General features: G+C 73.4%; 21 protein-coding genes. 8 read left to right on the top strand and 13 right to left on the bottom strand.

The features are described from left to right. Window positions 1–142: 142 nt before the first annotated feature. From TOK_RS27505 to TOK_RS27485, 5 genes are all read right to left on the bottom strand, one after another. The gene (locus TOK_RS27505; RefSeq protein WP_098960911.1) at window positions 143–1609 is read right to left on the bottom strand and encodes an MFS transporter; all 1467 of its coding nucleotides are present in this window, start codon (window positions 1607–1609) and stop codon (window positions 143–145) included. 70 nt (window positions 1610–1679) lie between these two features. Further along, window positions 1680–3641 carry an ABC transporter ATP-binding protein gene (locus TOK_RS27500; RefSeq protein ID WP_098960910.1) on the bottom strand — a complete coding sequence of 654 codons (1962 nt, stop codon included), beginning with the start codon at window positions 3639–3641 and terminating at the stop codon, window positions 1680–1682. A 55-nt stretch (window positions 3642–3696) separates the two neighbouring features. Next, window positions 3697–4533, bottom strand: coding sequence for an enoyl-CoA hydratase/isomerase family protein (locus tag TOK_RS27495; RefSeq protein ID WP_253258676.1), 837 nt, complete (start codon window positions 4531–4533; stop codon window positions 3697–3699). A gap of 155 nt (window positions 4534–4688) precedes the next feature. After that, window positions 4689–4898, bottom strand: a complete 210-nt coding sequence (locus TOK_RS27490) for a helix-turn-helix domain-containing protein (RefSeq protein ID WP_028932228.1) — start codon at window positions 4896–4898, stop codon at window positions 4689–4691. A gap of 251 nt (window positions 4899–5149) precedes the next feature. Beyond that, window positions 5150–6772 carry an ABC-F family ATP-binding cassette domain-containing protein gene (locus tag TOK_RS27485; RefSeq protein WP_098960908.1) on the bottom strand — a complete coding sequence of 541 codons (1623 nt, stop codon included), beginning with the start codon at window positions 6770–6772 and terminating at the stop codon, window positions 5150–5152. Window positions 6773–7009: 237 nt separating this feature from the next. On the opposite strand from TOK_RS27485, the gene TOK_RS27480 reads away from it, so the two are divergent. The 3 genes from TOK_RS27480 to TOK_RS27470 all read left to right on the top strand — a co-directional run bounded on the left by TOK_RS27480 (window position 7010) and on the right by TOK_RS27470 (window position 9594). Then, window positions 7010–7774: an SDR family oxidoreductase gene (locus TOK_RS27480; protein WP_098960934.1), complete on the top strand. Its 765-nt coding sequence runs from the start codon at window positions 7010–7012 to the stop codon at window positions 7772–7774. A 32-nt stretch (window positions 7775–7806) separates the two neighbouring features. After that, window positions 7807–9036, top strand: coding sequence for a lycopene cyclase family protein (locus tag TOK_RS27475; protein WP_306305171.1), 1230 nt, complete (start codon window positions 7807–7809; stop codon window positions 9034–9036). A 108-nt stretch (window positions 9037–9144) separates the two neighbouring features. Further along, window positions 9145–9594: a universal stress protein gene (locus TOK_RS27470; protein WP_098960906.1), complete on the top strand. Its 450-nt coding sequence runs from the start codon at window positions 9145–9147 to the stop codon at window positions 9592–9594. A 115-nt stretch (window positions 9595–9709) separates the two neighbouring features. Here the strand turns inward: TOK_RS27470 and TOK_RS27465 are convergent, their stop codons facing one another. The 7 genes from TOK_RS27465 to TOK_RS27435 are packed head-to-tail and all read right to left on the bottom strand — an operon-like array spanning window position 9710 to window position 16162. Beyond that, window positions 9710–10144 carry a metal-sulfur cluster assembly factor gene (locus TOK_RS27465; protein ID WP_098960905.1) on the bottom strand — a complete coding sequence of 145 codons (435 nt, stop codon included), beginning with the start codon at window positions 10142–10144 and terminating at the stop codon, window positions 9710–9712. Continuing rightward, complete coding sequence (sufU, locus tag TOK_RS27460; protein ID WP_098960904.1) at window positions 10141–10596, bottom strand: Fe-S cluster assembly sulfur transfer protein SufU; 456 nt, start codon at window positions 10594–10596, stop codon at window positions 10141–10143. The genes TOK_RS27465 and sufU overlap by 4 nt, the downstream gene beginning before the upstream one ends. Continuing rightward, window positions 10596–11897 (bottom strand): cysteine desulfurase, encoded by a 1302-nt coding sequence (locus TOK_RS27455; protein ID WP_098960903.1) that lies wholly within the window; start codon window positions 11895–11897, stop codon window positions 10596–10598. Before TOK_RS27455 ends, sufU begins: the two co-directional genes overlap by 1 nt. After that, window positions 11894–12661 carry a Fe-S cluster assembly ATPase SufC gene (gene sufC / locus TOK_RS27450; RefSeq protein WP_098960902.1) on the bottom strand — a complete coding sequence of 256 codons (768 nt, stop codon included), beginning with the start codon at window positions 12659–12661 and terminating at the stop codon, window positions 11894–11896. Before sufC ends, TOK_RS27455 begins: the two co-directional genes overlap by 4 nt. Before the next feature lie 47 nt (window positions 12662–12708). Beyond that, window positions 12709–13893 (bottom strand): SufD family Fe-S cluster assembly protein, encoded by a 1185-nt coding sequence (locus TOK_RS27445; protein WP_098960901.1) that lies wholly within the window; start codon window positions 13891–13893, stop codon window positions 12709–12711. Further along, window positions 13890–15326 (bottom strand): Fe-S cluster assembly protein SufB, encoded by a 1437-nt coding sequence (sufB, locus tag TOK_RS27440; protein WP_098960900.1) that lies wholly within the window; start codon window positions 15324–15326, stop codon window positions 13890–13892. Before sufB ends, TOK_RS27445 begins: the two co-directional genes overlap by 4 nt. Further along, the gene (locus TOK_RS27435; protein ID WP_098960899.1) at window positions 15323–16162 is read right to left on the bottom strand and encodes a metalloregulator ArsR/SmtB family transcription factor; all 840 of its coding nucleotides are present in this window, start codon (window positions 16160–16162) and stop codon (window positions 15323–15325) included. Before TOK_RS27435 ends, sufB begins: the two co-directional genes overlap by 4 nt. A 94-nt stretch (window positions 16163–16256) precedes the next feature. Between TOK_RS27435 and mptB the strand changes: the two genes are divergently transcribed. From mptB to TOK_RS27410, 5 genes are all read left to right on the top strand, one after another. Further along, a complete protein-coding gene (gene mptB / locus TOK_RS27430) occupies window positions 16257–17891 on the top strand; it encodes a polyprenol phosphomannose-dependent alpha 1,6 mannosyltransferase MptB (protein ID WP_253258674.1) in 1635 nt (544 codons plus the stop codon). Then, on the top strand, window positions 17888–18832 hold the full coding sequence (locus TOK_RS27425) for an ABC transporter ATP-binding protein (RefSeq protein WP_253258673.1): 945 nt from the start codon (window positions 17888–17890) through the stop codon (window positions 18830–18832). Before mptB ends, TOK_RS27425 begins: the two co-directional genes overlap by 4 nt. Beyond that, entirely contained in the window at window positions 18829–19623 is a 795-nt protein-coding gene (locus TOK_RS27420; RefSeq protein ID WP_374754934.1) for an ABC transporter permease, read from the top strand. Before TOK_RS27425 ends, TOK_RS27420 begins: the two co-directional genes overlap by 4 nt. Window positions 19624–20074: 451 nt before the next feature. Beyond that, window positions 20075–21106 (top strand): heme A synthase, encoded by a 1032-nt coding sequence (locus TOK_RS27415; protein ID WP_253258672.1) that lies wholly within the window; start codon window positions 20075–20077, stop codon window positions 21104–21106. A 165-nt stretch (window positions 21107–21271) separates the two neighbouring features. Then, window positions 21272–22243, top strand: coding sequence for a quinone oxidoreductase (locus tag TOK_RS27410; protein ID WP_098960898.1), 972 nt, complete (start codon window positions 21272–21274; stop codon window positions 22241–22243). Window positions 22244–22285: 42 nt separating this feature from the next. Here TOK_RS27410 and TOK_RS27405 read toward each other — a convergent pair whose 3' ends face one another. Beyond that, on the bottom strand, window positions 22286–23212 hold the full coding sequence (locus TOK_RS27405; RefSeq protein WP_216362123.1) for a heme o synthase: 927 nt from the start codon (window positions 23210–23212) through the stop codon (window positions 22286–22288). Window positions 23213–23668: the final 456 nt, after the last annotated feature.

The following is a 23668-nucleotide window of genomic DNA, read 5'->3' as shown; positions in this document are numbered from 1 at the left end:
CCACGGTGGAGTCGTCTGCTGGGTGCAGCGTCGCACCCGGTGGACGCGAATGACCTCAGTGACATGACCTGCGATCCACAGGTGGCCGCGGACCGGGGTCCAGGTCGTCGCGGACCGGGGTCCAGGTCGTCGCGGCCCGGATTCAGGTGGTCGCGGCCCGGGTTGTGGTCGCGGCCTCGTGCCGGCGCTCCGCGTGGGCGGCGATCACCTCGGCCGCACGATCGTCGACACGCCTGCCCCACCCGCTCGTGCAGACGACCCCGAGGACGGCGACGCCGATCCCGCAGCCCGTCACGACCCACCACGCGGTGTGGCTCGCCTGAGCCAGGCCCGTCGCACCCGCGCCGGTCGTCCCCGCGGTGACGATCGCGCCGAGCACCGCGATGCCCAGCGCCGACCCGACCTGCCGGCTCGTCGACGCGACAGCGGCGGCCACCCCGGCCTGGCTCGGCGGCATCCCGGAGACGGTCGCGTACGTGATCGGCGCGTTCACCATCCCGGAACCGATGCCGAACACGACGTAGGCGACCATCAGCAGCGCAATCGGGGTCGCGTCGGCGAGCGTCGTGAGCAGTACACCGCCCGCGGCGAGGCCGATCCCGCCGACCACCAGTGGGATCCGCGGCCCCCGGGTGCCGACGAGCCGCCCCGACAGCGGCGGCAGCAGCGCCACCCCGGCCGCCATCGGCAACGTCAGCAGCCCGGCGTGCAGCGCGCTGTACCCGCGCACGCCCTGCAGGTACAGGGCATTGAGGAACAGGAAGCCGGCGAGCGCCGCGAACGCGGCCACCGCGATGACCGTCGCCGAGCTGAAGGAGACGCTGCGGAAGAACCGGGGGTCGAGCAGCGGTTCCCGGCGGCGCAGCTCCACCGGGACGAGCACCACGGCGGCGACGAGGGCGACCGCGAAGGCTCCCAGCACCGCAGGGGAACCGATGCCCCGCGCCGGCGTCTCGATGATGCCGAACGTGACCCCGCCCAGCAGGGCCACGATCAGGACCTGGCCCAGCGGGTCGACGCGGCGGGGCCTGTCGGACCGCGACTCCGGCACGTACCGCGCGGTGAGCACGATCGCCGCGACCGTGACAGGTACGTTGACCCAGAAGATCGACCGCCAGCCGACGGCGTCGACGAGCACACCGCCCAGCAGCGGGCCCAGCGCCATGCTGATCCCGGCGACACTGCCCCACATCCCGATGGCCCGGGCCCGTTCGCGCCGGTCGGGGAAGGTGTTGGTGATGATCGACATCGCGACGGGGTTCATCATCGACCCGCCGACGGCCTGCACCATCCGGAACGCGATGAGCGACCCGGTGGTGGGCGCGAGGCTGCACAGCAGCGAGCCGAGGCCGAAGATCCCGAGCCCGATCTGGAAGATGCGGCGGCGGCCGATCCGGTCACCGGTCGAGCCCGCGAGCATGAGCAGGGAGGCGAGGACGAGCAGGTAGGCGTCGACGACCCACTGCAGCGCGCTGAGCGACGAGCCGAGGTCACGGGCGACGGAGGGCAGGGCGACGTTGACGATCGTGTTGTCGAGGCTGACGACGAACAGGCTCGAGCAGCAGATGGCGAGGATCAGCGACCGTCGACGGGGTGTCGCGTCCGTCATCGCGCTCCGATCCGTCGCCTCCGCACCGAACAGTTAGCACGCTACAACTGTGTGCGGTGGCCCCGGGCCGTCAGTCGACGAGATCGTGGACACGGTGCGGGCCGCCGTGCGGCCCACCGTGCGGCACCGTACAGCCGTCGATGCCGCACATCTCGTCACCGGCCCCGCCCACCCCCGGATGGGTCGCGAACTGTGTCCGGTACAGCAGCGCGTAGCGGCCGCCGGCGGCCAGCAGGTCGTCGTGGGTGCCGCGCTCCACGACCCGACCGTCCTCGACCACGGCGATCGTGTCGGCGGCCCGGACCGTGGACAGCCGGTGCGCGATGACGACGGCCGTCCGCCCCGCGAGCGCCTCGGCCAGCGCCTCCTGCACCGCCGCCTCGGACTCCGAGTCGAGATGCGCGGTCGCCTCGTCGAGGATCACGACCCGCGGGCGGGCGAGCAGCAGCCGCGCGATCGTCAGCCGCTGCCGTTCCCCGCCCGAGAGCCGGTAGCCCCGCTCCCCCACGACCGTGCCGAGCCCGTCGGGCAGCGACCGGACCATGTCGTCGAGGCGGGCCCGGCGCAGCGCCGACCACAGCTCGTCGTCGGTGGTGCCGGGGGCGGCGTAGCGCAGGTTCGCGGCAACGGTGTCGTGGAACAGGTGCCCGTCCTGGGTCACCACACCCACGGCCCCGCGCAGCGACGTGAACGTCAGGTCCCGCACGTCGATGCCCCCGACCTGCACGGACCCGGTGTCGACGTCGTAGAGCCGCGGGACGAGCGAGGCGATCGTGGACTTGCCGGCCCCGGACGACCCGACCAGCGCCAGCATCGTGCCGGGCGCGACCTCCAGGTCGATGCCGTGCAGCACCTCCCGGCCGGCGCGGTCGTCGAGCACCGCGACCTCCTCCAGCGACGCCAGCGAGACCTGCTGCGCGCCCGGGTAGCCGAAGTGCACGTCGCCGAACACGACGCCGACCGGCCCGTCGGGCACCGCGCGGGCCCCCGGCCGCTCGGTGATCATCGGGACGAGGTCGAGGACCTCGAAGACGCGCTCGAACGACACCAGCGCGGTCATCACGTCGACGCGGGCGTTGGCCAGCGCCGTCATCGGGCTGTAGAGCCGCGTGAGCAGCAGGGCGAGGGAGACGACGGTGCCCGCCTCGATCCGGCCGGTGACCGCGAGCCAGCCGCCGAGGCCGTAGACGAGCGCCTGGGCCAGCGCCGACACCAGCGACAGGGCCGTGACGAACACGCGCGACACCATCGCCGTCCGCACCCCGATGTCGCGCACGCGCACGGCGCGGTCGCGGAACTCGCCCGCTTCCTCGGCGGGGCGCCCGAACAACGTCACCAGCGTCGCGCCGGGCGCGGAGAACCGCTCGGTCATCTGGGCGCTCATCGACGCGTTGAGGTTCGCCGACTCACGACGCAGATCGGCGATGCGCCTGCCCATCCGCCGGGCCGGGATCACGAAGACCGGCAGCAGCACCAGCGCGCACAGCGTCACCTGCCATGCCAGCCCGAGCATCACGACGAGCGCCAGCACGAGCGCGATCGAGTTGCTGACGAGGTTCGCCAGCGTCGAGGTGATGGCCGACTGCGCGCCGATGACGTCGTTGTTGAGCCGGCTCACCAGCGCGCCGGTACGGGTCCGGGTGAAGAACGCGATCGGCATGCGCTGCACGTGCTCGTAGACCGCGCACCGCAGGTCGACGATGAGCTGCTCCCCCACCCGCGCGGAGAACCAGCGCGACACCAGCCCGAGCACGGCGTCGGTGACCGCGAGCGCGGCGATCCCGGCGGCGAGCCCGAGGACGACGCCGGCCGCGATCTCCGCGGCCCCGGGCGTCCCGCCGCCGCGGACGATGGCGTCGACGACCCGGCCCGCGAGCAGCGGCGTCGCCACCCCGATCACGGCGGAGACAACGGTGAGGGCGACGAACGCCGTGATGCCGCGCCGGTGCGGGCGCGCGAACTCCCAGATCCGCCGCGCGGTCCCCGGCGTGATCGAGCGTGGGGTGTCCGCGGCGTTCACGACACCGCTCATCACTCGGAACCTGTTGTCCACCACTGCACCTCCCGGCATCCGGCCGGGAGCCGGATCAGCCCTCGCCCGCCGCCAGCGACCGCAGCCTGCGCAGCTGCGCAGCGCGTTCTGCGGCGAGCGCCGCGGCGGGGTCGATCCCGTCGGCGACACCCGCGAGCAGGCCCAGTGTCTCCCGCGCGGCCTCCGGGGGCGCGGCGGTCAGTGCCGCGACGGCGGCGTCGACGGTCGCGTCGAGCTCCGAGACGGGCACGACCTGCTGGACCAGCCCGATCGCGAGCGCCTCCTCGGCGCCGACCCGGCGGCCCGACAGACAGATCTCGACGGCGCGGGCGTAGCCGACCGCCCGCACCAGAGGCACCGTCCCGCCGAGGTCGGGCACGATGCCCAGCATGGTCTCGGCCATGGCGAACTGGGCGTCGTCGGCCGCGATCCGCAGGTCACAGGCCAGCGCGAGCTGGAAGCCCCCGCCGATGGCGTGGCCCTGCACCGCCGCGACGGTGAGCAGCCGGGGATGGCGCAGCCAGACGAAGCCCTCCTGGTAGCGCGCGATCGTCGCGTCGGCATCGGCGTCGGACAGTCCGGCGATGTGCCCGATGCCGGGCGTGCCGTCGATGCCCTCGGGGGTGAAGAGGCGTCGGTCGAGCCCGGCGGAGAACGAGCGGCCGGTGCCGCGCACGACGACGGCACGGATGTCCGCGGGGAGGCTCTCGCCGATCGCGGCGAGGGCTGCCCACGTGTCCGGGGTCTGTGCGTTGAGCCGGTCGGGCCGGTCGAGTGTCACCGTCGCCCGGGCGCCGTCGATCGCCAGGGCGACGCCACCGCGCGCCAGGAGATCAGGGGCGACGAGATCGGGCTCGCCCGGGCGATCCCCCACCGGATGCGCAGCGCTCACGCCGTTCCCGCCTTCCGTCATCGGCGGGACGGACCGGACGTCCGTCCCCGGACGGCGACGCTACCCGTCGCGTCCGGAGCGCCCACCGTGCACGTAGGACCAGGACGTGCACGCCGGGCGGACCTGCTCACCGGACCCGCGGATGCGGGCCCGGGTCACTTCTTCTTGGTGCGGGTCGCCCCACCCCGGCCGCGCAGCGTCACCCCGGTCTCGCTGAGCACCCGGTGCACGAACCCGTAGGAACGTCCGGTCTGCTCGGCGAGAGCGCGGATGCTCGCGCCCTTCTCGTACTTCTTCTTCAGGTCCGTCGCCAGCTTGTCCCTCTGCGTCCCGGTGATCCGGGCGCCTTTCTTCAGGTCGGCCACGTCATTGACCTCCTCAACCCCGCCGCGGGCCGTCCGCGGTCCCGAGCCCCGCTCGGCTCGCAGTGCGGCAATGATCGGCCACCTGCTGGGATGGTGCCAGGTGATCGACTCGATGATCGGTGAACGGTTACCCCGAACGGATCACGCGGATGGGTGATCATCGCGCTCAGTGGCAATCGGACGAGGTCATCCGGGTGTTCCGGGCCCGTACTGATCGCCTGAAGAGATCATCAGACCCGTCGGCGAGCCGCTCAGGCGAGCTGCACGAGCTCCAGATAGTCGGCCGACCAGAGGTCCTCGGTGCCGTCGGGCAGCACGATGACCTTGTCGGGGTGCAGCGCCTCGACCGCGCCCGGGTCGTGGGTCACGAGGATCACCGCGCCGGTGAAGCGGCGCAACGCGTCGAGCACCTGTTCGCGGCTGGCCGGGTCGAGGTTGTTGGTCGGCTCGTCGAGCAGCAGCACGTTCGCCGAGCTGGACACCAGCCCCGCGAGCGCGAGCCGCGTCCGCTCCCCGCCGGACAGCGTGCCCGCGGGCTGGGCGAGCTGTTCCCCGGAGAACATGAACGTGCCCAGCACCGTGCGCAGCTGCTGCTCCGGGGTGTCGGGCGAGGCGTGCCGGATGTTCTCCCACACGGACGCGGACATGTCGAGCGTGTCGTGCTCCTGCGCGAAGTAGCCGGTGCGCAGCCCGTGACCGGGCAGGACCTTCCCCGCGTCGGGCTCCTCGGTGCCGGCGAGCAGCCGCAGCAACGTGGTCTTGCCCGCACCGTTGAGGCCCAGCACGACGACCTTCGCACCGCGGTCGACGGCCAGGTCGACGCCCGTGAACACCTCGAGCGACCCGAACGCCTTGGACAGGCCCTCGGCCGTGATCGGGGTCCGCCCGCACGGCGCCGGATCGGGGAACCTGATCTTGGCGACACGGTCGTGCTTCTGCTCGGGCTCCAGCGCAGCGAGCATCTCGTCGGCGCGGCGGGCCATGTTCTTGGCCGCCACCGCCTTCGTCGCCTTGGCGCCCATCTTCAGCGCCTGGGTGTGCAGGACCGCGGCCTTCTTCTCCGCGTTCGCGCGTTCGCGGCGACGGCGCTTCTCGTCGGTGGCGCGCGCCTCGAGGTAGCGCTTCCAGTTCATGTTGTAGACGTCGGCCTCGCCGCGGGTCGCGTCGAGGAACCACACCTTGTTGACGACGGCCGCGAGCAGCTCGGTGTCGTGGCTGATCACGACGAGCCCGCCCTCGTGCGAGGACAGGAACCCGCGCAGCCACGTGATGGAGTCGGCGTCGAGGTGGTTCGTGGGCTCGTCGAGCAGCAGCGTAGTGTTGCTCTGGGCGCCGCCGTCGCTCGCCGCGAACAGGATCCGGGCGAGCTCGACCCGGCGGCGCTGGCCGCCGGACAGGGTGGCGATCTGCTGGTTCAGGACGCGGTCGGGCAGGCCGAGGTGGTTGCAGATGCGCGCGGCCTCGGACTCCGCGGCGTACCCACCCAGGGCGGCGAACCGCTCCTCGATGCGCCCGTACTCGCGGACCACCTTGTCGTTGTCGGCGCCGTCGACCAGCTCCGCCATGGCCGTCTGGGCCTTCTCCATGCGGCGCAGCAGGTCGTCGAGGCCCTTGGCCGACAGCACCCGGTCCTTCGCGCTGACCCGCAGGTCACCCTCGCGCGGGTCCTGGGGCAGGTAACCGACCGGGCTGTTCGCGCCGACCTTGCCGCCGTAGGGCTCGGACTCCCCCGCCAGCACGCGCATCGACGTGGTCTTGCCCGCACCGTTGCGCCCGACGAGGCCGATGCGGTCACCCGGCTGCACGCGCAGGTCGGCCCCGGACAGCAGGATCCGGGACCCGGCACGCAGTTCCAGGTCGGTGGCGGTGATCACGAGAAGAAGCTCCAGAATCCGGGGACGGTCACAGGCACGCGGGACGGCTCGCAGAGGCGCGAGGGCGCTACCCGATCCGGATCACCTCCCCAGGGTACCGGCCCGGCCCCGCAGACCTCGCGCCATGTCCGGGCCGGGTCGCCGACGTCACGTCCCGGGCCGCCCCGACAGGCTCGGGCCCATAGGCTCGGCGTCGTGACGGACATCAGCGGACCCGGCCCGGCGACGCCGGTCGACATGGCCGGACGTGCCGGCCTCGTGACAGGCGCGAGCCGCGGCATCGGGCTGGCCGTCGCCGCCGAGCTGCTGCGCCGCGGCGCGTCCGTCACCGTCACGGCCCGCAAGCCCCCCGAGCTCGAGGCCGCCGTCGCGGAGCTGGTCGCGGGCCCCGCGGGCGGCGACGCGTCCCGCGTCCTCGGCCTCGCCGGGAACGCGGGCGACGCCCCGTCCCGCGACGACGCCGTCGCCCGCACCGTCGCGACGTTCGGCCGGCTCGACGTCCTGGTCAACAACGCGGGCATCAACCCGATCCACGGCCCGCTCATGGCCGCCGACCTCGACGCCGTCCGCAAGATCTTCGACGTCAACGTCGTGGCCGCGCTCGGGTTCGTCCAGCTCGCCCACCAGGCGTGGATGGGCGAGCACGGCGGCGCCGTCGTCAACATCGCCTCGATCGCCGGTCTGCGCTCCACCCGGGCCATCGCCGCGTACGGCGCCTCCAAAGCCGCCCTGATGCGGCTCACCGCCGAGCTCGCCGCCGAGCTCGGCCCCTGCATCCGGGTCAACGCCGTCGCACCCGCCGTCGTCAAGACCCGGTTCGCGACGGCGCTCTACGCCCACGACGAGGAGGGGGTCGCGGCGCGCTACCCGCTGCAGCGGCTCGGGTCCCCCGCCGATGTCGCGTCGCTGGTCGGGTTCCTGGCCTCCGACGCCGCCTCGTGGATCAGCGGTGAGACCGTGCTGATCGACGGCGGCCTGCTCGCCACCGGAGGCTCGGACTGACCTCCCCGTCCGCGTCCCCCCGCATCGCCGACGTGCTCGTCGTCGGCGGTGGTCCCGCTGGGCGGGCGCTGGCCGCCGCATGCGCCGCCCGCGGCCTGACGACGACGCTGCTCGACCCGGCGCCGCAGCGGCCGTGGCGCTCCACGTTCGCCGCGTGGGCCGACGAGCTGCCGCCCGGCCTGACCCCCGGGGTGGTCGCGGCCCGCGCGACAGGTCGGGCCGTCGCCCTCACCGAGCACCGGCTCGGCTGGGACTACGTCGTGCTCGACACCGGTTCGCTGCGGGCCCACCTCGACGACGGGATGGACCGCGGCGGCGTGCGGGTGGTCGCCGGCCGGGCCGCGGCGCTGCTCTCCCCGCACCGCGTCGCGGTGACCGGCGGTGACGCCTCCTCGCTGTCCGCCCGGGTCGTCGTCGACGCCGGCGGGCACCGCAGGCCGCTGGGCGCCGGGTCGTGGCGGCCCGCCCGGACGACGGCCGAGCAGACCGCCCACGGCGTCGTCGTCCCCGCGGCCGCGGCCGCACCGCTGGTGACGCCGGGCGAGGCGCTGTTCATGGACTGGCGCCCCGACCACGGCGCCACCGGCTGGCCGACGTTCCTCTACGGTGTCCCGCTGGGCGACGGAACCGTGCTGCTGGAGGAGACGTCGCTGGCCCGGCGGCCCGGGCTGCCGCTCGACGAGCTGCGCACCCGGCTGCACGCCCGCCTGCACCACCACGGGATCACCGTTCCCGCGGACGCCCGCGTCGAACGCGTCCGGTTCCCCGTCGACACCCCGCGCCACGACCACGGCGCCGGGGCCGTCCTGGGGTTCGGGGCAGCGGCGCCGCTGGTGCACCCCGCGACCGGGTTCAGTGTTGCGACCTCGCTCACGCTGGCGCCGCGTGTCGCGGGCGTCCTCGCCGGTGCGCTCGCCGACGGCGTCGCCGGAGCGGGCGCGGTCTCCCGGGCCGAGCGTGAGGTGCTGTGGACGCCGGCTGCCCGGGCCGTGCACACGCTGCGTCGCCGCGGGCTGGAGGCGTTGCTGCGCATGCCTCCTGACGCGGTGCCCGCGTTCTTCGACACGTTCCTGGCGTTGCCCGCCCGGCACCGGTGGGCCTACCTGACCGCCCGCGACGACCTCGGCGCGACGCTGGCCGCCATGACCGCGCTGTTCGGCCGGTCCGGCTGGACGCTGCGCCGGCGCCTCGTCGGACCCGCTGTACTGCCCCACGCCCCCGCGCTCGATCCCGCGCCGGGCACCGCCCCCCGAAGCGGGTGACGACCGCGCGCCGGGTACCGCAGCCCGACGCTACCGGCGGTAGCCTCCGCGCACGGACCGTGGTGGTCCGTGTGAACCCACCCGCGAGCCTGCGGAGCCGGAGGACCCATGCCCGCCTACAGGACCATCGTCGTCGGCACCGACGGCTCGGCGACGTCGTTCGCAGCCGTCGACCGGGCCGCGGGCGTCGCCGCCGACACCGGGGCCCGGCTCGTCGTCGTGTCCGCCTACACCCCGTCCGATCCCGCCGACACCGCCGACGCCGAGGACGCGCTCAAGGGTGAGGCCCACCTCGTCCGCGGCTGGACCCCCGCCGAGGAAGCGCTGCGCGAGGCGACCGACCGGGCCAAGGCCGCCGGGGCCCGCGACGTCGAGACCCACGCCGTCGACGGCTCCCCCGTCGAGGTGCTGCGCGCCGCGGTGCGCGACCACGACGCGGACCTGCTCGTCGTCGGCAACCGCGGGCTGAACACGTTGTCGGGCAGGCTCCTCGGCTCGGTCCCGTCCGACGCCGCCCGCCGGGCCGGTGTCGACGTGCTGATCGTCCACACGACCTGACCCACCCGGTCCCGGCCCTGACGTCGGCGCCACGCGCGCGGAGTGCGGCCCCGGACGCACGACCGCCGCCGGCCCCGGGGCCGGCGGCGGTGCGGAGAACAGGCGTGGAACGGCGTCAGACGCGGAACCCGAGGGCGCGCAGCTGCTCGCGGCCGTCCTCGGTGATCTTCTCCGGGCCCCACGGCGGGATCCAGACCCAGTTGATCCTGATGTCCTCGACCAGGCCGCCCGACGGGCCACTGGTCAGCGCCGCGCGGGTCTGCTCCTCGATGACGTCGGTCAGCGGGCAGGCCGCGGACGTGAGCGTCATGTCGATGATCGCGGTCTTCTCCTCGACCGCGAGGCCGTAGACCAGCCCCAGGTCGACGACGTTGATCCCCAGCTCGGGGTCGACCACGTCGCGCATGGCCTCCTCGATGTCCTCGAGGAAGGCGTCGCCGTCACCCGCGGGCGCCGCCGGGGGCTCGGGCATGCCGGCCGCGCCGCGCACGACCTCGTCGGCCGCCGGCTCGGCCGGGGCCGCACCGGTCTCGTTCACGGTCTCACTCATGCCTCCACCTTCCCGTCCTGGACCCGGACGACGGCGTCCTTGAACGCCATCCACCCGAGAAGCGCACACTTCACCCGCGCCGGGTACTTGGCCACCCCCGCGAACGCCACGGCGTCGCCGAGGACGTCCTCGTCGGGTTCGACCTTGCCACGGCCCTGCGCCATCTCCTGGAACGCGGCGAGAACCTTCATCGACTCCTCGACGGTCTGCCCGACCACCAGATCGGTCAGCACCGAGGCCGACGCCTGGCTGATCGAGCAGCCCAGCGTCTCGTGGGAGACGTCGAGGACCTTCTCACCGGCGTCGTCGAGCTTGACCCGCAGGACGATCTCGTCCCCGCAGGTCGGGTTGATCTGCTGCGACTCGGCGTCGTACGGGTCCTTGAGGCCCGACCCGTGCGGCGACCGGTAGTGGTCCAGGATGATCTCCTGGTACATCTGCTCGAGCTGCATCAGCTCACCCCGAAGAAGTCGCGCGCCGCCCGCACACCGTCGGCGAGCTGGGCGACCTCGTCCACCGTCGTGTAGACGTGGAACGACGCACGGACCGTCGCCGCCACCCCGAACCGGCGGTGCAGCGGCCATGCACAGTGGTGACCGACGCGCACGGCGATGCCGCGGTCGTCGAGCACCTGGCCGACGTCGTGGGCGTGCACCCCGTCGACGACGAACGCCACGGTCCCGCCCCGGGCCTCCAACGAGTCCGGGCCGATGATCCGCACGCCCGGCACCTCACGCAGCGTGTCGAGCGCGACCCGGGTCAGTTCCATCTCGTGGGCGTGCACGTTCTGCATGCCGATCGCCGTCAGGTAGTCGACGGCCGCGCCGAGACCCACGGCCTGCGACGTCATCGGCACGCCCGCCTCGAACCGCTGCGGCGGCGGTGCGTAGGTGGAGCCCTCCAAGCGGACCAGCTCGATCATCGAGCCGCCCGTCAGGAACGGCGGCATCGCCGCGAGCAGCTCGGTGCGCCCGTAGAGCACCCCGACACCCGACGGCCCGAGCATCTTGTGCCCGGAGAACACCGCGAAGTCGACGTCGAGCGCCCGCAGGTCGACGGGCAGGTGCGGCACCGACTGGCACGCGTCGAGCACCACGAGGGCACCGACCGCGCGGGCCCGCGCCACCAGCTCCTCGACCGGGGCCACCGACCCCAGCACGTTGGACTGGTGGGCGAACGCCACGACCTTGGTGCGCTCGGACAGCTCGAGCGAGTCGAGGTCGATCCGGCCCTCGTCGGTGACCGAGTACCAGCGCAGGGTCGCCCCGGTACGCCGGCACAGCTCCTGCCACGGCACCAGGTTCGCGTGGTGCTCCAGCTCCGTCACGACGATCTCGTCGCCCGGCCCGAGCGCGAACCGCTCGGACTCGGGGCCGAGGCCGGTCCGGATCGAGGAGTTGCTCATCGCGTAGGCGACGAGGTTGATCCCCTCGGTCGCGTTCTTGACGAACACCAGCTCGTCGGGGTCGGCCCCGACGAACGTGGCGATGCGCGCCCGCGCCGACTCGTAGGCGTCCGTGGCCTCCTCGGCGAGCTGGTGCGCGCCGCGGTGGACCGCGGAGTTGTGCTGCTCGAGGAAGTCACGCTCGGCGTCGAGTACCTGCCGCGGACGCTGCGAGGTCGCCCCGGAGTCCAGGTAGACCAGCGGCCGCCCGTCGCGGACGGTGCGCGACAGGATCGCGAAGTCGGGGCGCAGGGCCGCCGGGTCGAGCCCGGCGAGGCCCGCTCCCGCGGGTGCCTGCGCCGTGGTCACGACGCGGCCGCCCCGGCCCCGGTGAACTTGACGTACCCGTTCGTCTCGAGCTCGTCGGCCAGCTCGGCGCCACCGGACTCGACGACGCGACCGCCGGCGAAGACGTGCACGAAGTCGGGCTCGATGTGCTTGAGGATGCGGGTGTAGTGCGTGATCAGCAGGACGCCCACGTCGCCGGCCGCCTTGTAGCGGTTGACGCCGTCGGAGACGACGCGCAGCGCGTCGACGTCGAGGCCGGAGTCGGTCTCGTCGAGGATCGCGATCTTCGGCTTGAGCAGCGACAGCTGCAGCACCTCGTGGCGCTTCTTCTCGCCGCCGGAGAAACCCTCGTTGACGCTGCGCTCGGCGAAGGCCTGGTCGATCTCGAGGTCCTCCATGGCCCCCTTGACCTCCTTGACCCAGGTGCGCAGCTTCGGCGCCTCGCCGCGCACCGCGGTGGCCGCGCTGCGCAGGAAGTTCGCCATGGACACGCCCGGGACCTCGACGGGGTACTGCATCGCGAGGAACAGGCCGGCGCGGGCGCGCTCGTCGACGGTCATCTCCAGCACGTTCTCACCGTCGAGGAGGACCTCACCGCTGGTGATCTGGTACTTGGGGTGGCCGGCGATGGCATAGGCCAGCGTGGACTTGCCGGAGCCGTTGGGCCCCATGATCGCGTGGGTCTCGCCCGCGCGGACCGTGAGGTCGACGCCGCGAAGGATCTCCTTGGCGCCCGCATCGGTGGTGACCGACGCGTGCAGGTCCTTGATCTCCAAGGTGGACATGTGTTCGTTGACTCCGTGGTCTGTGGTGGGGTGCTCGGCGACGGTGCTCAGACGCCGGTGAAGGCCAGCTCGGCCTCGACGGCGGCCTCGAGGCGCTCGCGCAGCTCGGTGACCGGGATCCGGCTGAGGATCTCGCCGAAGAAGCCGCGCACGACGAGGCGGCGTGCGGCGTCCTCGGGGATGCCGCGGCTCTGCAGGTAGAACAGCTGCTCGTCGTCGAAGCGGCCGGTGGCGCTGGCGTGGCCGGCGCCGGCGATCTCGCCGGTCTCGATCTCGAGGTTCGGCACCGAGTCGGCCCGCGCGTGCGGGGTCAGCACCAGGTTCCGGTTGAACTCGAACGTCTCGGTCTGCTCGGCGGCCGCGCGGATCAGCACGTCGCCGATCCAGACGGTGTGCGCGTCGGTGACGCCCTCCTTGCCCTGCAGGGCGTTCTTGTAGAGGACGTTCGAGGTGCAGTTCGGCGTCGAGTGGTCGACGAGCAGCCGCTGCTCGAGGTGCTGGCCGGCGTCGGCGAAGCCGAGTCCGAACAGCTCCGCGGACCCGCCGGGAGCGGTGTAGTTGACGGTCGGGCTGATCCGCACCAGGTCGCCGCCGAACGCGATCGACGTGGCGACGATCGTCGCGTCGCGGCCCAGCGCGATGTGCTGGGCACTGACGTGGACGGCGTCGTCGGCCCACTCCTCGGTGACGATCACGACGAGCTTCGAGCCGTCGGCGACGACGAACTCGATGTTGTCGGCCAGCGCGCCCGACCCGCGACCCTCGACCACGACAGTGGCCTGGGTGTGCGGGGTGGTGCGGATCTGCAGGTGCGCCACCGCGGTGGCGCCCTCACCGGGGCCGTCGAGCGTGATCGTGACCGGCTCGGGGGTGCCGTCGAGCGTGACGACGGTGGCCTCGCGGAACCCCGACCAGGCCTGCGCGCCGACCCGGTCGGACGGGATTCCGCCCTGACCGATCCGCGCGTCGTCGCGACCGACGGTCTCGGCGGTGACGCCGTCCCCGCCCGTCACGCCGATCGCGGCGGTGCCGTCGAACGCTGCCGTGCCGTCGTGCAGCCCACGCAGGCGCTTCATCGGCGTGAAGCGCCAGATCTCCTCACGGCCGCCGGGGACCTCGAAGGCCTCGACGTCGTAGGAGGTGAAGCGCTCCATCGCGCCGGCGGGCGGGACGCCACCCCTGCCGTAGGTGCGGCCCTCCGGGTTGGCGGCCACCGTTTCGGACGAACTCATCCGACCGAACCCTCCATCTGCAGCTCGATGAGCCGGTTGAGCTCCAGCGCGTACTCCATGGGCAGCTCGCGCGCGATGGGCTCGACGAACCCGCGCACGACCATCGCCATGGCCTCGTCCTCGGTCAGGCCGCGGCTCATCAGGTAGAAGAGCTGCTCGTCGCTCACCCTGGAGACCGTGGCCTCGTGCCCCATCGAGACGTCGTCGGTGCGGACGTCGACGTAGGGGTAGGTGTCGGACCGGCTGATCGTGTCGACCAGCAGCGCGTCGCACTTCACCGTCGAGCGGGAGTTCTTCGCCCGCGCGTTGACCTGGACCAGGCCGCGGTAGGAGGTACGGCCGCCGCCGCGCGCCACCGACTTCGAGATGATCGTCGACGACGTGTTCGGCGCCATGTGGACCATCTTCGCGCCGGCGTCCTGGTGCTGGCCCTCGCCCGCGAAAGCGATCGAGAGGACCTCACCCTTGGCGTACTCGCCCATGAGGAACACGGCCGGGTACTTCATGGTCACCTTGGAGCCGAGGTTGCCGTCGACCCATTCCATGGTCGCGCCCTCCTCGGCCTTGGCGCGCTTGGTGACCAGGTTGTAGACGTTGTTCGACCAGTTCTGGATGGTCGTGTACCGCACGCGGGCGTTCTTCTTCACGACGATCTCGACGACGGCCGAGTGCAGCGAGTCCGACTTGTAGATCGGCGCGGTGCAGCCCTCGACGTAGTGCACGTACGAGCCCTCGTCGGCGATGATCAGCGTGCGCTCGAACTGGCCCATGTTCTCGGTGTTGATCCGGAAGTAGGCCTGAAGCGGGATGTCGACGTGCACGCCCGGCGGCACGTAGATGAACGACCCGCCCGACCACACGGCCGAGTTGAGCGCCGAGAACTTGTTGTCCCCGGACGGGATCACGGAGCCGAAGTACTCCTTGAACAGCTCCGGGTGCTCACGCAGGCCGGTGTCGGTGTCCAGGAAGATGACGCCCTGTTCCTCCAGGTCCTCACGGATCTGGTGGTAGACGACCTCGGACTCGTACTGCGCGGCGACACCGGCGACCAGGCGGGCCTTCTCGGCCTCCGGGATGCCCAGCTTGTCGTAGGTGTTCTTGATGTCGGCGGGCAGGTCGTCCCAGGAGGTGGCCTGCTTCTCCGTCGACCGCACGAAGTACTTGATGTTGTCGAAGTCGATGCCGGACAGGTCGGAACCCCAGCGCGGCATCGGCTTGCGCTCGAACAGGTTGAGCGCCTTGAGCCGGAACTCGAGCATCCACTCGGGCTCGTTCTTCAGCCGGGAGATGTCGGCGACGACGTCGGCCGACAGGCCGCGACGTGCGGAGGTGCCTGCGACGTCCGGGTCACTCCAACCGAAGTCGTAGCGGCCGAGCGTCGCGAGCGTCTCCTCCTGCGTCAGCTGAGGCTGGACCTCAGGAGCGGTCGTCATTCGGGCTGCCTCCCTGTCGGGACCGTGGTGGTCGTCCCAGTGGTGGTCGTGAGGGCGTGACCCTCCGGCGGCACAGGCACCGTTGCCTGCGGCCCGGAGTGATCCGAACCGAGCCGCCGCAGGACGTCGGAGGTGTCCTCCAGCGGAACGTGTGTGGTGCACGTGGCATCGCCGCGTGCGATCGTGGCCAGGCGCTGCACGTGGGTGCCCAGCAGCTGCGCGAAGGCCTTCGTCTCGGCCTCGCAGAGCTCCGGGAACTCGGCGGCCACGTGGGCCACCGGGCAGTGGTGCTGGCAGAGCTGCACGCCGTGCCCGGCCTCGCGGGCCTGTGCGGCGTAGCCGCGGGCGGTGAGCACCTCGGCCAGTGCGTCGGCGCGGGCGTCGGGCGAGGCCGCCCGCCGGATCTCCGCGGCCTGCGGACCGAGCAGCTCGACGACCCGGTTCTCGGCGAAGGCGGTGACGGCGTTGCCGCCCGCCATCTCGGCGAGGAAGCGCAGCGCGCTGGCGGCGAGGTCGTCGTAGCCGTGGCCGAAACGGACCCGGCCGGCATCGGTGAGCAGGTACTCCCGCGCCGGCCGGCCGCGCCCGCGGTTGGCCTTCTGCGACGCCTTGCGCGCCTCGGCCTCCCCGTCGGCGATCAGCGCGTCGAGGTGGCGGCGGACCGCGGCGCCCGAGAGCTCCAGCTGTGAGGCGACGGCCGCGGCGGTGACCGGGCCCTGCTCCAGCAGCAGGCGTGCCACAGCCAGGCGGGTACCGCCGTCGGTGGAGGAGGACTGGTCGAGCCCCTGATCCACGACGGCCCGCTCTCCCTCGTCGGGGCGGCCGGCTGTTTTCACAACACCAGTGTTGCTTATTTGCGGCCGGGGGGCAAAGCACCCCCTCCCCTCGGGTGAGCGGCGTCACGGCAGACCCCCTCGCTACCCTCCGGACATGGCCGCACCGGGGCTCGACACGTCCGGGCCCGGCGCCGTCCCGTCCACCGGTCCGGAGCCGGCGCCCACGCGACCACGCGACCGGGATCCGTCCCGCATCGCCCGCCGGTTCGGGCTCACCGGGGCACTTCTCATGGCGTTCGGTGCGCTCGGAGCGGGCGCGCTGCCCGTCCCCAACCCGCTCAACGGCCTGCGCATCCTGGGGCTGCCGGGCCGCAACGTCACGGTCGCCATCGCCATCACCTACGCGGGGATGGGCATGCTCGTCCTCGCGTGGCTGTGGATCGGCCGGATGCTCAACGACAAGGGGGCGGTCGCCCCGGCGCCCGACCGGGTGCAGCTCGCCCGCACCGGCATCCTGTGGGCGCTGCCGTTGTGCGCGGCGCCGCCGTTGTTCTCGAAGGACGTCTACAGCTACCTCGCGCAGTCGGCCATCACAGCCCGTGGCATCGACCCGTACCTGCTGGGGCCGGCCCAGGCCCTCGGTGTCGACGACCCGCTGACCCGCGCGATCCCGACGATCTGGCGCGACACCCCCGCCCCCTACGGCCCGCTGTTCCTCGGGCTCGGCCGCGGCATCACCGCGCTCTCGGGCGACGACGTCGTCCTCGGCCTGTTCCTGCACCGTGTCCTCGCCCTGGCCGGTGTCGGCCTCGTCCTGTGGGCGCTGCCCAAGCTCGCCCGTCGCTGCGGCGTCGAGCCCGGCCTCGCGCTGTGGCTCGGCGCGGTGAACCCCCTCGTGCTGTTCCACCTCGTCAGCGGCATCCACAACGAGGCACTGATGATCGGCCTCATGCTCGCCGGACTCGAGCTCGGGCTGCGGGCCACCGGCCCCCTCGGCTGGATCCCCGGTGCGGCGCTGATCACCGCGGGCGCCGCCGTCAAGGTCCCGGCGCTGCTCGCACTCGGGTTCCTCGGCATGTACCTGGCCCGCCGCCGCGGAGGCCGGGCCCGCGACGTGGCGTTCGTCGCCGCCGTGCTCGCCGCCGTGGCCGCGGCCGTCCTCGTCGTGCTCGGCTGGGCCACCGGCCTCGGGTTCGGCTGGGTCCACACCCTCGGCACCGCGAACAGCATCCGCAGCTGGATGTCACTGGCCACCGACCTGGGCCAGCTCTCGGGCCAGCTGGGCATCCTCGTCGGCCTCGGCGACCACACCGACAGCACGCTGATGCTCACCCGCGGCATCGGCGGCCTCGCTGCGGCCGGGCTGTGCGCGCTGCTCCTGTTCGCCACCCTGCGCGGCCGGGTCGACCCCGTCACCGGGCTCGGAGCGGGGCTGGGCGCGGTCGTGCTGCTCGGGCCGGTCGTGCACCCCTGGTACCTGCTGTGGGCGGCCATCCCGCTCGCCGCCACCCGCGGGCTCCCCCGCTACCGGCGGATCGCGCTCGCCGCCTCCGCGCTGCTCGCCGTGATGGTGCCGCCCACCGGCGCCGACTTCGACTTCCGCGCCTACCAGCTGCCCATGTCGATCGTCGCCGGGTTGCTGCTGCTCGTGGCCGCGGTCCTCGTCGTCCGCCGCCGCGCCGGGGCGCCAGGTGGGCCCGCCGACCCGCCCGGAGCGGCCCCTCGCGAGGGCCGCGGCGGCCCTGACCGGCCGGACCCCCGCACACGCTCCGTAGACTCCGCGACGTGAGTCTGCCTGCCGACGGGCCGCCCGGATCGGCCGTCACCGTGCGGGGCCTCGTCAAGCGTTACGGGCCGTCGACCGCGGTCGACGGCGTCGACCTCGACGTGCCCGCCGCGAGCGTCGTCGCGCTGCTCGGCCCCAACGGCGCGGGCAAGACGACGACCGTCGAGATCTGCACCGGTCTCCGCCGCGCCGACGCCGGCGAGGTCCGCGTCCTCGGGCTCGACCCGGCCGGTGCGCCCGACGCGCTGCGCGCCCGCATCGGCGTCATGCCCCAGGGCGGCGGTGCCTATCCCGGCGTACGGGCCGCGGAGATGCTGCGCCTCGTCGCCGCCTGCTCCGCCCATCCTCTCGACGTCGACGAGCTGATCGAGGTGCTCGGCCTCGGCTCCTGTGCCCGCACCACCTACAAGCGGCTCTCCGGCGGGCAGCAGCAGCGCCTCGCGCTCGCGTGCGCCGTCGTCGGCCGCCCCGAGCTGGTGTTCCTCGACGAGCCGACAGCCGGGATGGACCCGCAGGCACGCCGCCTCGTGTGGGAGCTGATCGAGAGCCTGCGCCGCGACGGCGTGGCCGTGCTGCTCACCACGCACCTGATGGAGGAGGCCGAGGCGCTGGCCGACGACGTCGTCATCATCGACCACGGGCGCGTCGTCGCCCACGGCAGCCCCGCCGAGCTCACCACCACCGCCGACAGCCAGGAGCTGCGGTTCCGCGCCCGCGCCGGTATGGACGTGACCGAGCTCGCCGCCGCGCTGCCCGCCGGCTACGCGGCCGCCGAGCCTGCCGCAGGCCGCTACGTCGTGCAGGGCCGCATCGACCCGCCCGTGCTCGCGGCCGTCACCACCTGGTGCGCCACCCAGGGTGCGCTCGCCGACGACGTCCGTATCACCCGCCGCAGCCTCGAGGACGTCTTCCTCGACCTCACCGGACGGGAACTGCGCCCGTGACCGCGTCGAGACCGTCCCCCGGACGCTTCGCCCCCGGCACCTTCACCCCGCGGCCCGGCCGCGGCGACCTGGGCCGGATGCTCGCCACGCAGTCGTCGCTGGAGCTGCGGCTCGCGCTGCGCAACGGCGAGCAGGTGCTGCTCACCCTGCTCATCCCGATCGTGCTGCTCGTCGGGCTCAGCCTCGTCGACATCATCGACCTGCCCGCGCCGCGCGTCGACTCCGTGTTCGCGAGCGTGCTCGCCCTCGCCGTGATGTCGACGGCGTTCACCGGCCAGGCCATCGCGTTCGGCTTCGACCGCCGCTACGGCGTGGTACGTCGGCTCGCGGCCACCGCGCTCCCGCGCTGGCTGCTCGTCGCGGGGCGGCTCGTCGCGGTCCTGGGCACGGTCGTCGTCCAGGTCGTCGTGCTCGGGCTGATCGCACTGGCCCTGGGCTGGCGTCCCGGTGGCGGGGTCGGTGTCGCGCTGGTGCTGGTCCTGCTGGGCTGCGCGGCGTTCGGCGCGCTCGGGCTGCTGCTCGGCGGGACCCTGCGCGCCGAGATCGTGCTGGCGCTGGCCAACGTCGTGTGGTTCGTGCTGCTGCTCGGCGGCGGGATCGTCGTGCCGCTGGCGACGCTGCCCGCCGGGCTGGCCACCGTCGCCGGGCTGCTTCCCTCGGGGGCGCTCGCCGAGGGGCTGCGGATCGCCCTCGCCGGGACCGACGGATCGCTGCTGCAGCCGCTGCTCGTCCTGGTCGCGTGGGCCGTGGTCGCCGGGGTCGCGGCCGCTCGGCTCGTCCGCCTGACCTGAGCCCGGCTCCCGACCCGGTCTCCCGGCCCGGATCGCCGCTCGGCGGCGCCCCGCCCGGCACCGGACGTGTCGTGGGCGCCGGCCCCGGAGCGCTGCTGCCGCGCTGGATCGCCGCGCTGGATCGCCCCGTGTCCAGCGCCCCGCGTCGACGCTGCTCACTCACCCGCGAGCCCCGGGCGGGTGGGTGCTCCCCGACATCGGCTCGACACCGGACGTGTCGTCAGCGCGGGTCGGGAGCGCTGACGACACGCTCGACGGACCCCGTGACATCGAGCGGGTGATCGGCGCACCCCGGGACGATCCGAGCACACGTTCGGTGGGGCCCTGCAGGCCGCGGTGCCGCGCGGACCCCCGACCGCAGGCATGTTGCCCGGTTCGTCCGTTCCACGACGAGCTGAGCCGACCCCACCGCGGTGCGAGGAGCGGTGACGTCGCCGCCTACCATCGGGCCGTGGCCCGTTCCTCCCTGCTCGACCGCCTGCCCGTCACGCCCCCGGTGCTGATGAGACGGCTCGCCGTCGCCGCCGTGGTCGCGCAGATCGGCATCGCGGTCACCGGCTCGGTCGTGCGCGTCACCGGCTCGGGCCTGGGGTGTCCGACGTGGCCGCAGTGCAACCCCGGCAGCATCGTCCCGGTCGCGCACCCGGAACTGCTCCCGCTGCACCAGTGGGTGGAGTTCGGCAACCGGTTGCTCGCCGTCGTCGTCGTGCTCGTCTCGGGTGCGTGCCTGCTCGCCGCGCTCGGCGCCAGGCCCCGCCGCACGCGGCTGGTCTGGCTGGCCGCCGCGATGCCGCTGGGCGTCGTCGCGCAGGCCGTCATCGGTGGGATCACCGTCCTCGTCGGGCTGGCCTGGTGGAGCGTGATGCCGCACTTCCTGGCCTCGATCGTGCTGGTGTGGCTCGCCGTCGAGCTCGTCGCCGAGGCTCGCGACGGCGGGCCCACCACGCGCGTCGTCCCCCGGCACGTACGCGGCCTCGTGATCACCTCGACGGTCGTGCTGGGCGCCCTGCTGGTCGCCGGGACGCTCGTCACCTCGGCGGGCCCGCACGCGGGTGACGCCGCGACCCCGCGGCTCGACATCGGCGTCCCGACCCTCGCGCAGCTGCACGCCGACCTGCTGTTCGCCTACCTCGGCATGGTCGTCGGGCTCGGCTTCGCGCTGTGGGCCACGAAGGCGCCCGCCCGGCTGCGCCGCCGCTACTGGTGGCTGGTCGGCGTCGTGCTGGCCCAGGGGGCACTCGGCGGCATCCAGTACGGTCTCGGCGTCCCCGAGGCCCTCGTGTCGCTGCACGTGCTCGGTGCGGCGCTGGTCACCGCGGCCGCGGCGGCGGTGTGGACGGCGACCCGGGCCCCGGTCCCGGCCGACGACCGCGTGACCGGCGACGTCCCCCCGGAATCAGCACCGCCGCCCGCCGCCGTGGACGGCACACCCGGCACCGACGGCGCCCCGGTCCACGCGTCGGCGGGCCGCCCCGAGTCCTGACCGTCGCGGCGTCCGCGCCCCGGACGGTCCGCGACCGCTCCGCGCCCGGCACGCCGTTCCCGGACGTCGGCAGGCAGCACACCGCAAGCTCATCGGCACGACATCGGCACGACATCGGCACGTCATCGGCACGACATCGGCAGGCACATCGGCAGGGAGGCCGTCATGCGCGCAGTCCAGGTGACCGAACCCGGCGGACCCGAGGTCCTCGCCCTCGTCGACGTGGCCGAACCGGAGCCCGGCCCCGGGGAACTGCTCGTCGACGTCGCCGCCGCCGGGGTGAACTTCATCGACACCTACCAGCGCAGCGGCCTCTACCCGATGGCCACGCCCTACATCGCGGGTCTGGAGGGGGTCGGTCGCGTCCTCGCGCTCGGGCCGGGCGTCTCCGGTGTCGCGGTGGGCGACCGGGTCGCCTGGAGCGAGCAGGCGGGCAGCTACGCCGACGCGATCGCCGTGCCCGCCGAGAAGGTCGTCCCCGTCCCCGACGCGGTGAGCGACGAGCACGCCGTCGGCGCCCTGCTGCAGGGGATGACGGCCCATTTCCTCGTCACCGACACCTTCCCTGTCTCCCCCGGCGACACGGTGCTCGTCACCGCGGCCGCGGGCGGGGTCGGGCTGCTGCTCACCCAGATGGTCACCGCGCGGGGCGGCCGGGTCGTGGCCACCGTCTCGACGCCGGCGAAGGAGGAGCTCGCCCGCGCCGCGGGCGCCGCCGAGGTGATCCGCTACACCGAGGTCGACGACCTCGCCGGCGCGATCCGCGACGCGGCAGGCGGCGACGGGGTCGCGGTGGCCTACGACAGCGTCGGCGCCGCCACGTTCGACGCGAGCCTCGCGAGCCTGCGCCGCCGCGGGATGCTGGTGCTGTTCGGCGGCTCCAGCGGCCCGGTCCCGCCCGTCGACCCGCAGCGGCTCAACGCGCAGGGCTCGGTGTTCCTGACCCGCCCGAAGCTGTTCGACCACATCGTCGACCACGACGCCCTGCTCGCCCGGGCAGCGGCCGTGTACGGAGAGGTCGCCGCCGGGACGCTGGACGTGCGGATCGGGGGCCGCTACGCCCTCGCCGAGGCCCGGGCCGCGCACGAGGACCTCGAGGGCCGGCGCACCACCGGGAAGCTCCTGCTACTCCCCTGACGGGTACTCCCCCGGGCCGCTGCCCCGCCTACCGGGACCCGGTCAGAAGGGCAGGCCGAACGTCGGGAGCCCGACGGCGGCGTCCACGGCGATGGCCGCGAACAGGACACACAGGTAGATGTTCGACAGGTGGAACAGCTTCATCGGGGTGACGTCGCGCCCTGCCTTGACCGCGGCGTGCATCCGGTGGCTGCGGAACACGAAGTACGCGCCGCCGACGACGGCCACGCCCGCGTAGATCCACGACGTCACCGGCAGCAGCAGCAGCGTCCACAGCGCCATCACCCAGCTGTAGATCACGATCCGCACCGACACCTGCACCGGGGTGGCGACCACCGGCAGCATCGGCACGCCGGCGGCGGCGTAGTCGTCGCGGTAGCGCATCGCGAGTGCCCAGAAGTGCGGCGGCGTCCAGAAGAAGATCACACCGAACATCACCAGCGCGGGCCAGCCGACGTCGCCGGTGACCGCGGCCCAGCCGATGACGACGGGCATGCAACCCGCCGCGCCGCCCCACACGATGTTCTGTGACGTCCGCCGCTTGAGCAGCAGCGTGTAGACGAGGACGTAGAAGGCGATCGCGGCGGCCGAGAGGATCGAGGCCAGCCAGTTCGTGGTGAGCGCGAGCCACACCGAGCTGATCACGCCGAGGACGAGGCCGAAGATCAGCGCATTGCGCGGGGCCACCACGCCCTTGGCGAGCGGGCGCCGTGACGTGCGCTTCATCTTCGCGTCGATGTCGGCGTCGACGACACAGTTCAGCGCGTGCGCGCTCGCCGCGGCCATCGCGCCACCGACCAGCGTCGCGACGATCAGCCAGACCGACGGGACACCGCGCTGGGCGAGGAACATCGCCGGGACGGTCACGACGAGCAACTGCTCGATGATGCGCGTCTTCGTGAGCGCGAGGTAGGAGTCGACGACCTCGCGCGCCCGCTGCAGCCGGGTCGCGCCGGGGTCACGCCGCACGCCCGCATCCGGTGTCGGGACCGGCTCCGCGGGTGTCGCCGGGGCGCTCACCAGTAGGTACCTCGCTCGATGTGGTGGGGCTCGATGTGGTGGGTCGGAACCCTGCGGCCCTCGAAGGACCGGCGCAGTTCCGTGGCAGTTCCGTGCCGCACTACTTCTACAGCGCGTCGATGGTAACCGGAGGCGTGACGGGCGGGAGCGTGGGGTAGACCGCATCACGGTCCCACCCGCGGCCCCGCCCGGTGCTGCCCACGGGCCGCTCACCAGTCCCACCCGCGACACCACCGACGGTGACGCCGCCGGTCCGGCAGGGGCGGGAACGCGACACGCGGTGTCCACTGTGCAGTCATCGTCACATCGCGCGTCCGCCCCGTTCACGTCGACCGGAACACCCCTGGCGGGGGTGGGCACCGTGACTAGGCTGATCCCGACCGGACCCGCGTCTCGCGGGCCCCC

It is taken from the genome of Pseudonocardia sp. N23 (assembly GCF_002583555.1).
Lineage (GTDB): Bacteria > Actinomycetota > Actinomycetes > Mycobacteriales > Pseudonocardiaceae > Pseudonocardia.
The sequence above is the reverse complement of the archived record's forward strand: the minus strand, read 5'-3'. Positions and strand labels throughout refer to the sequence as shown.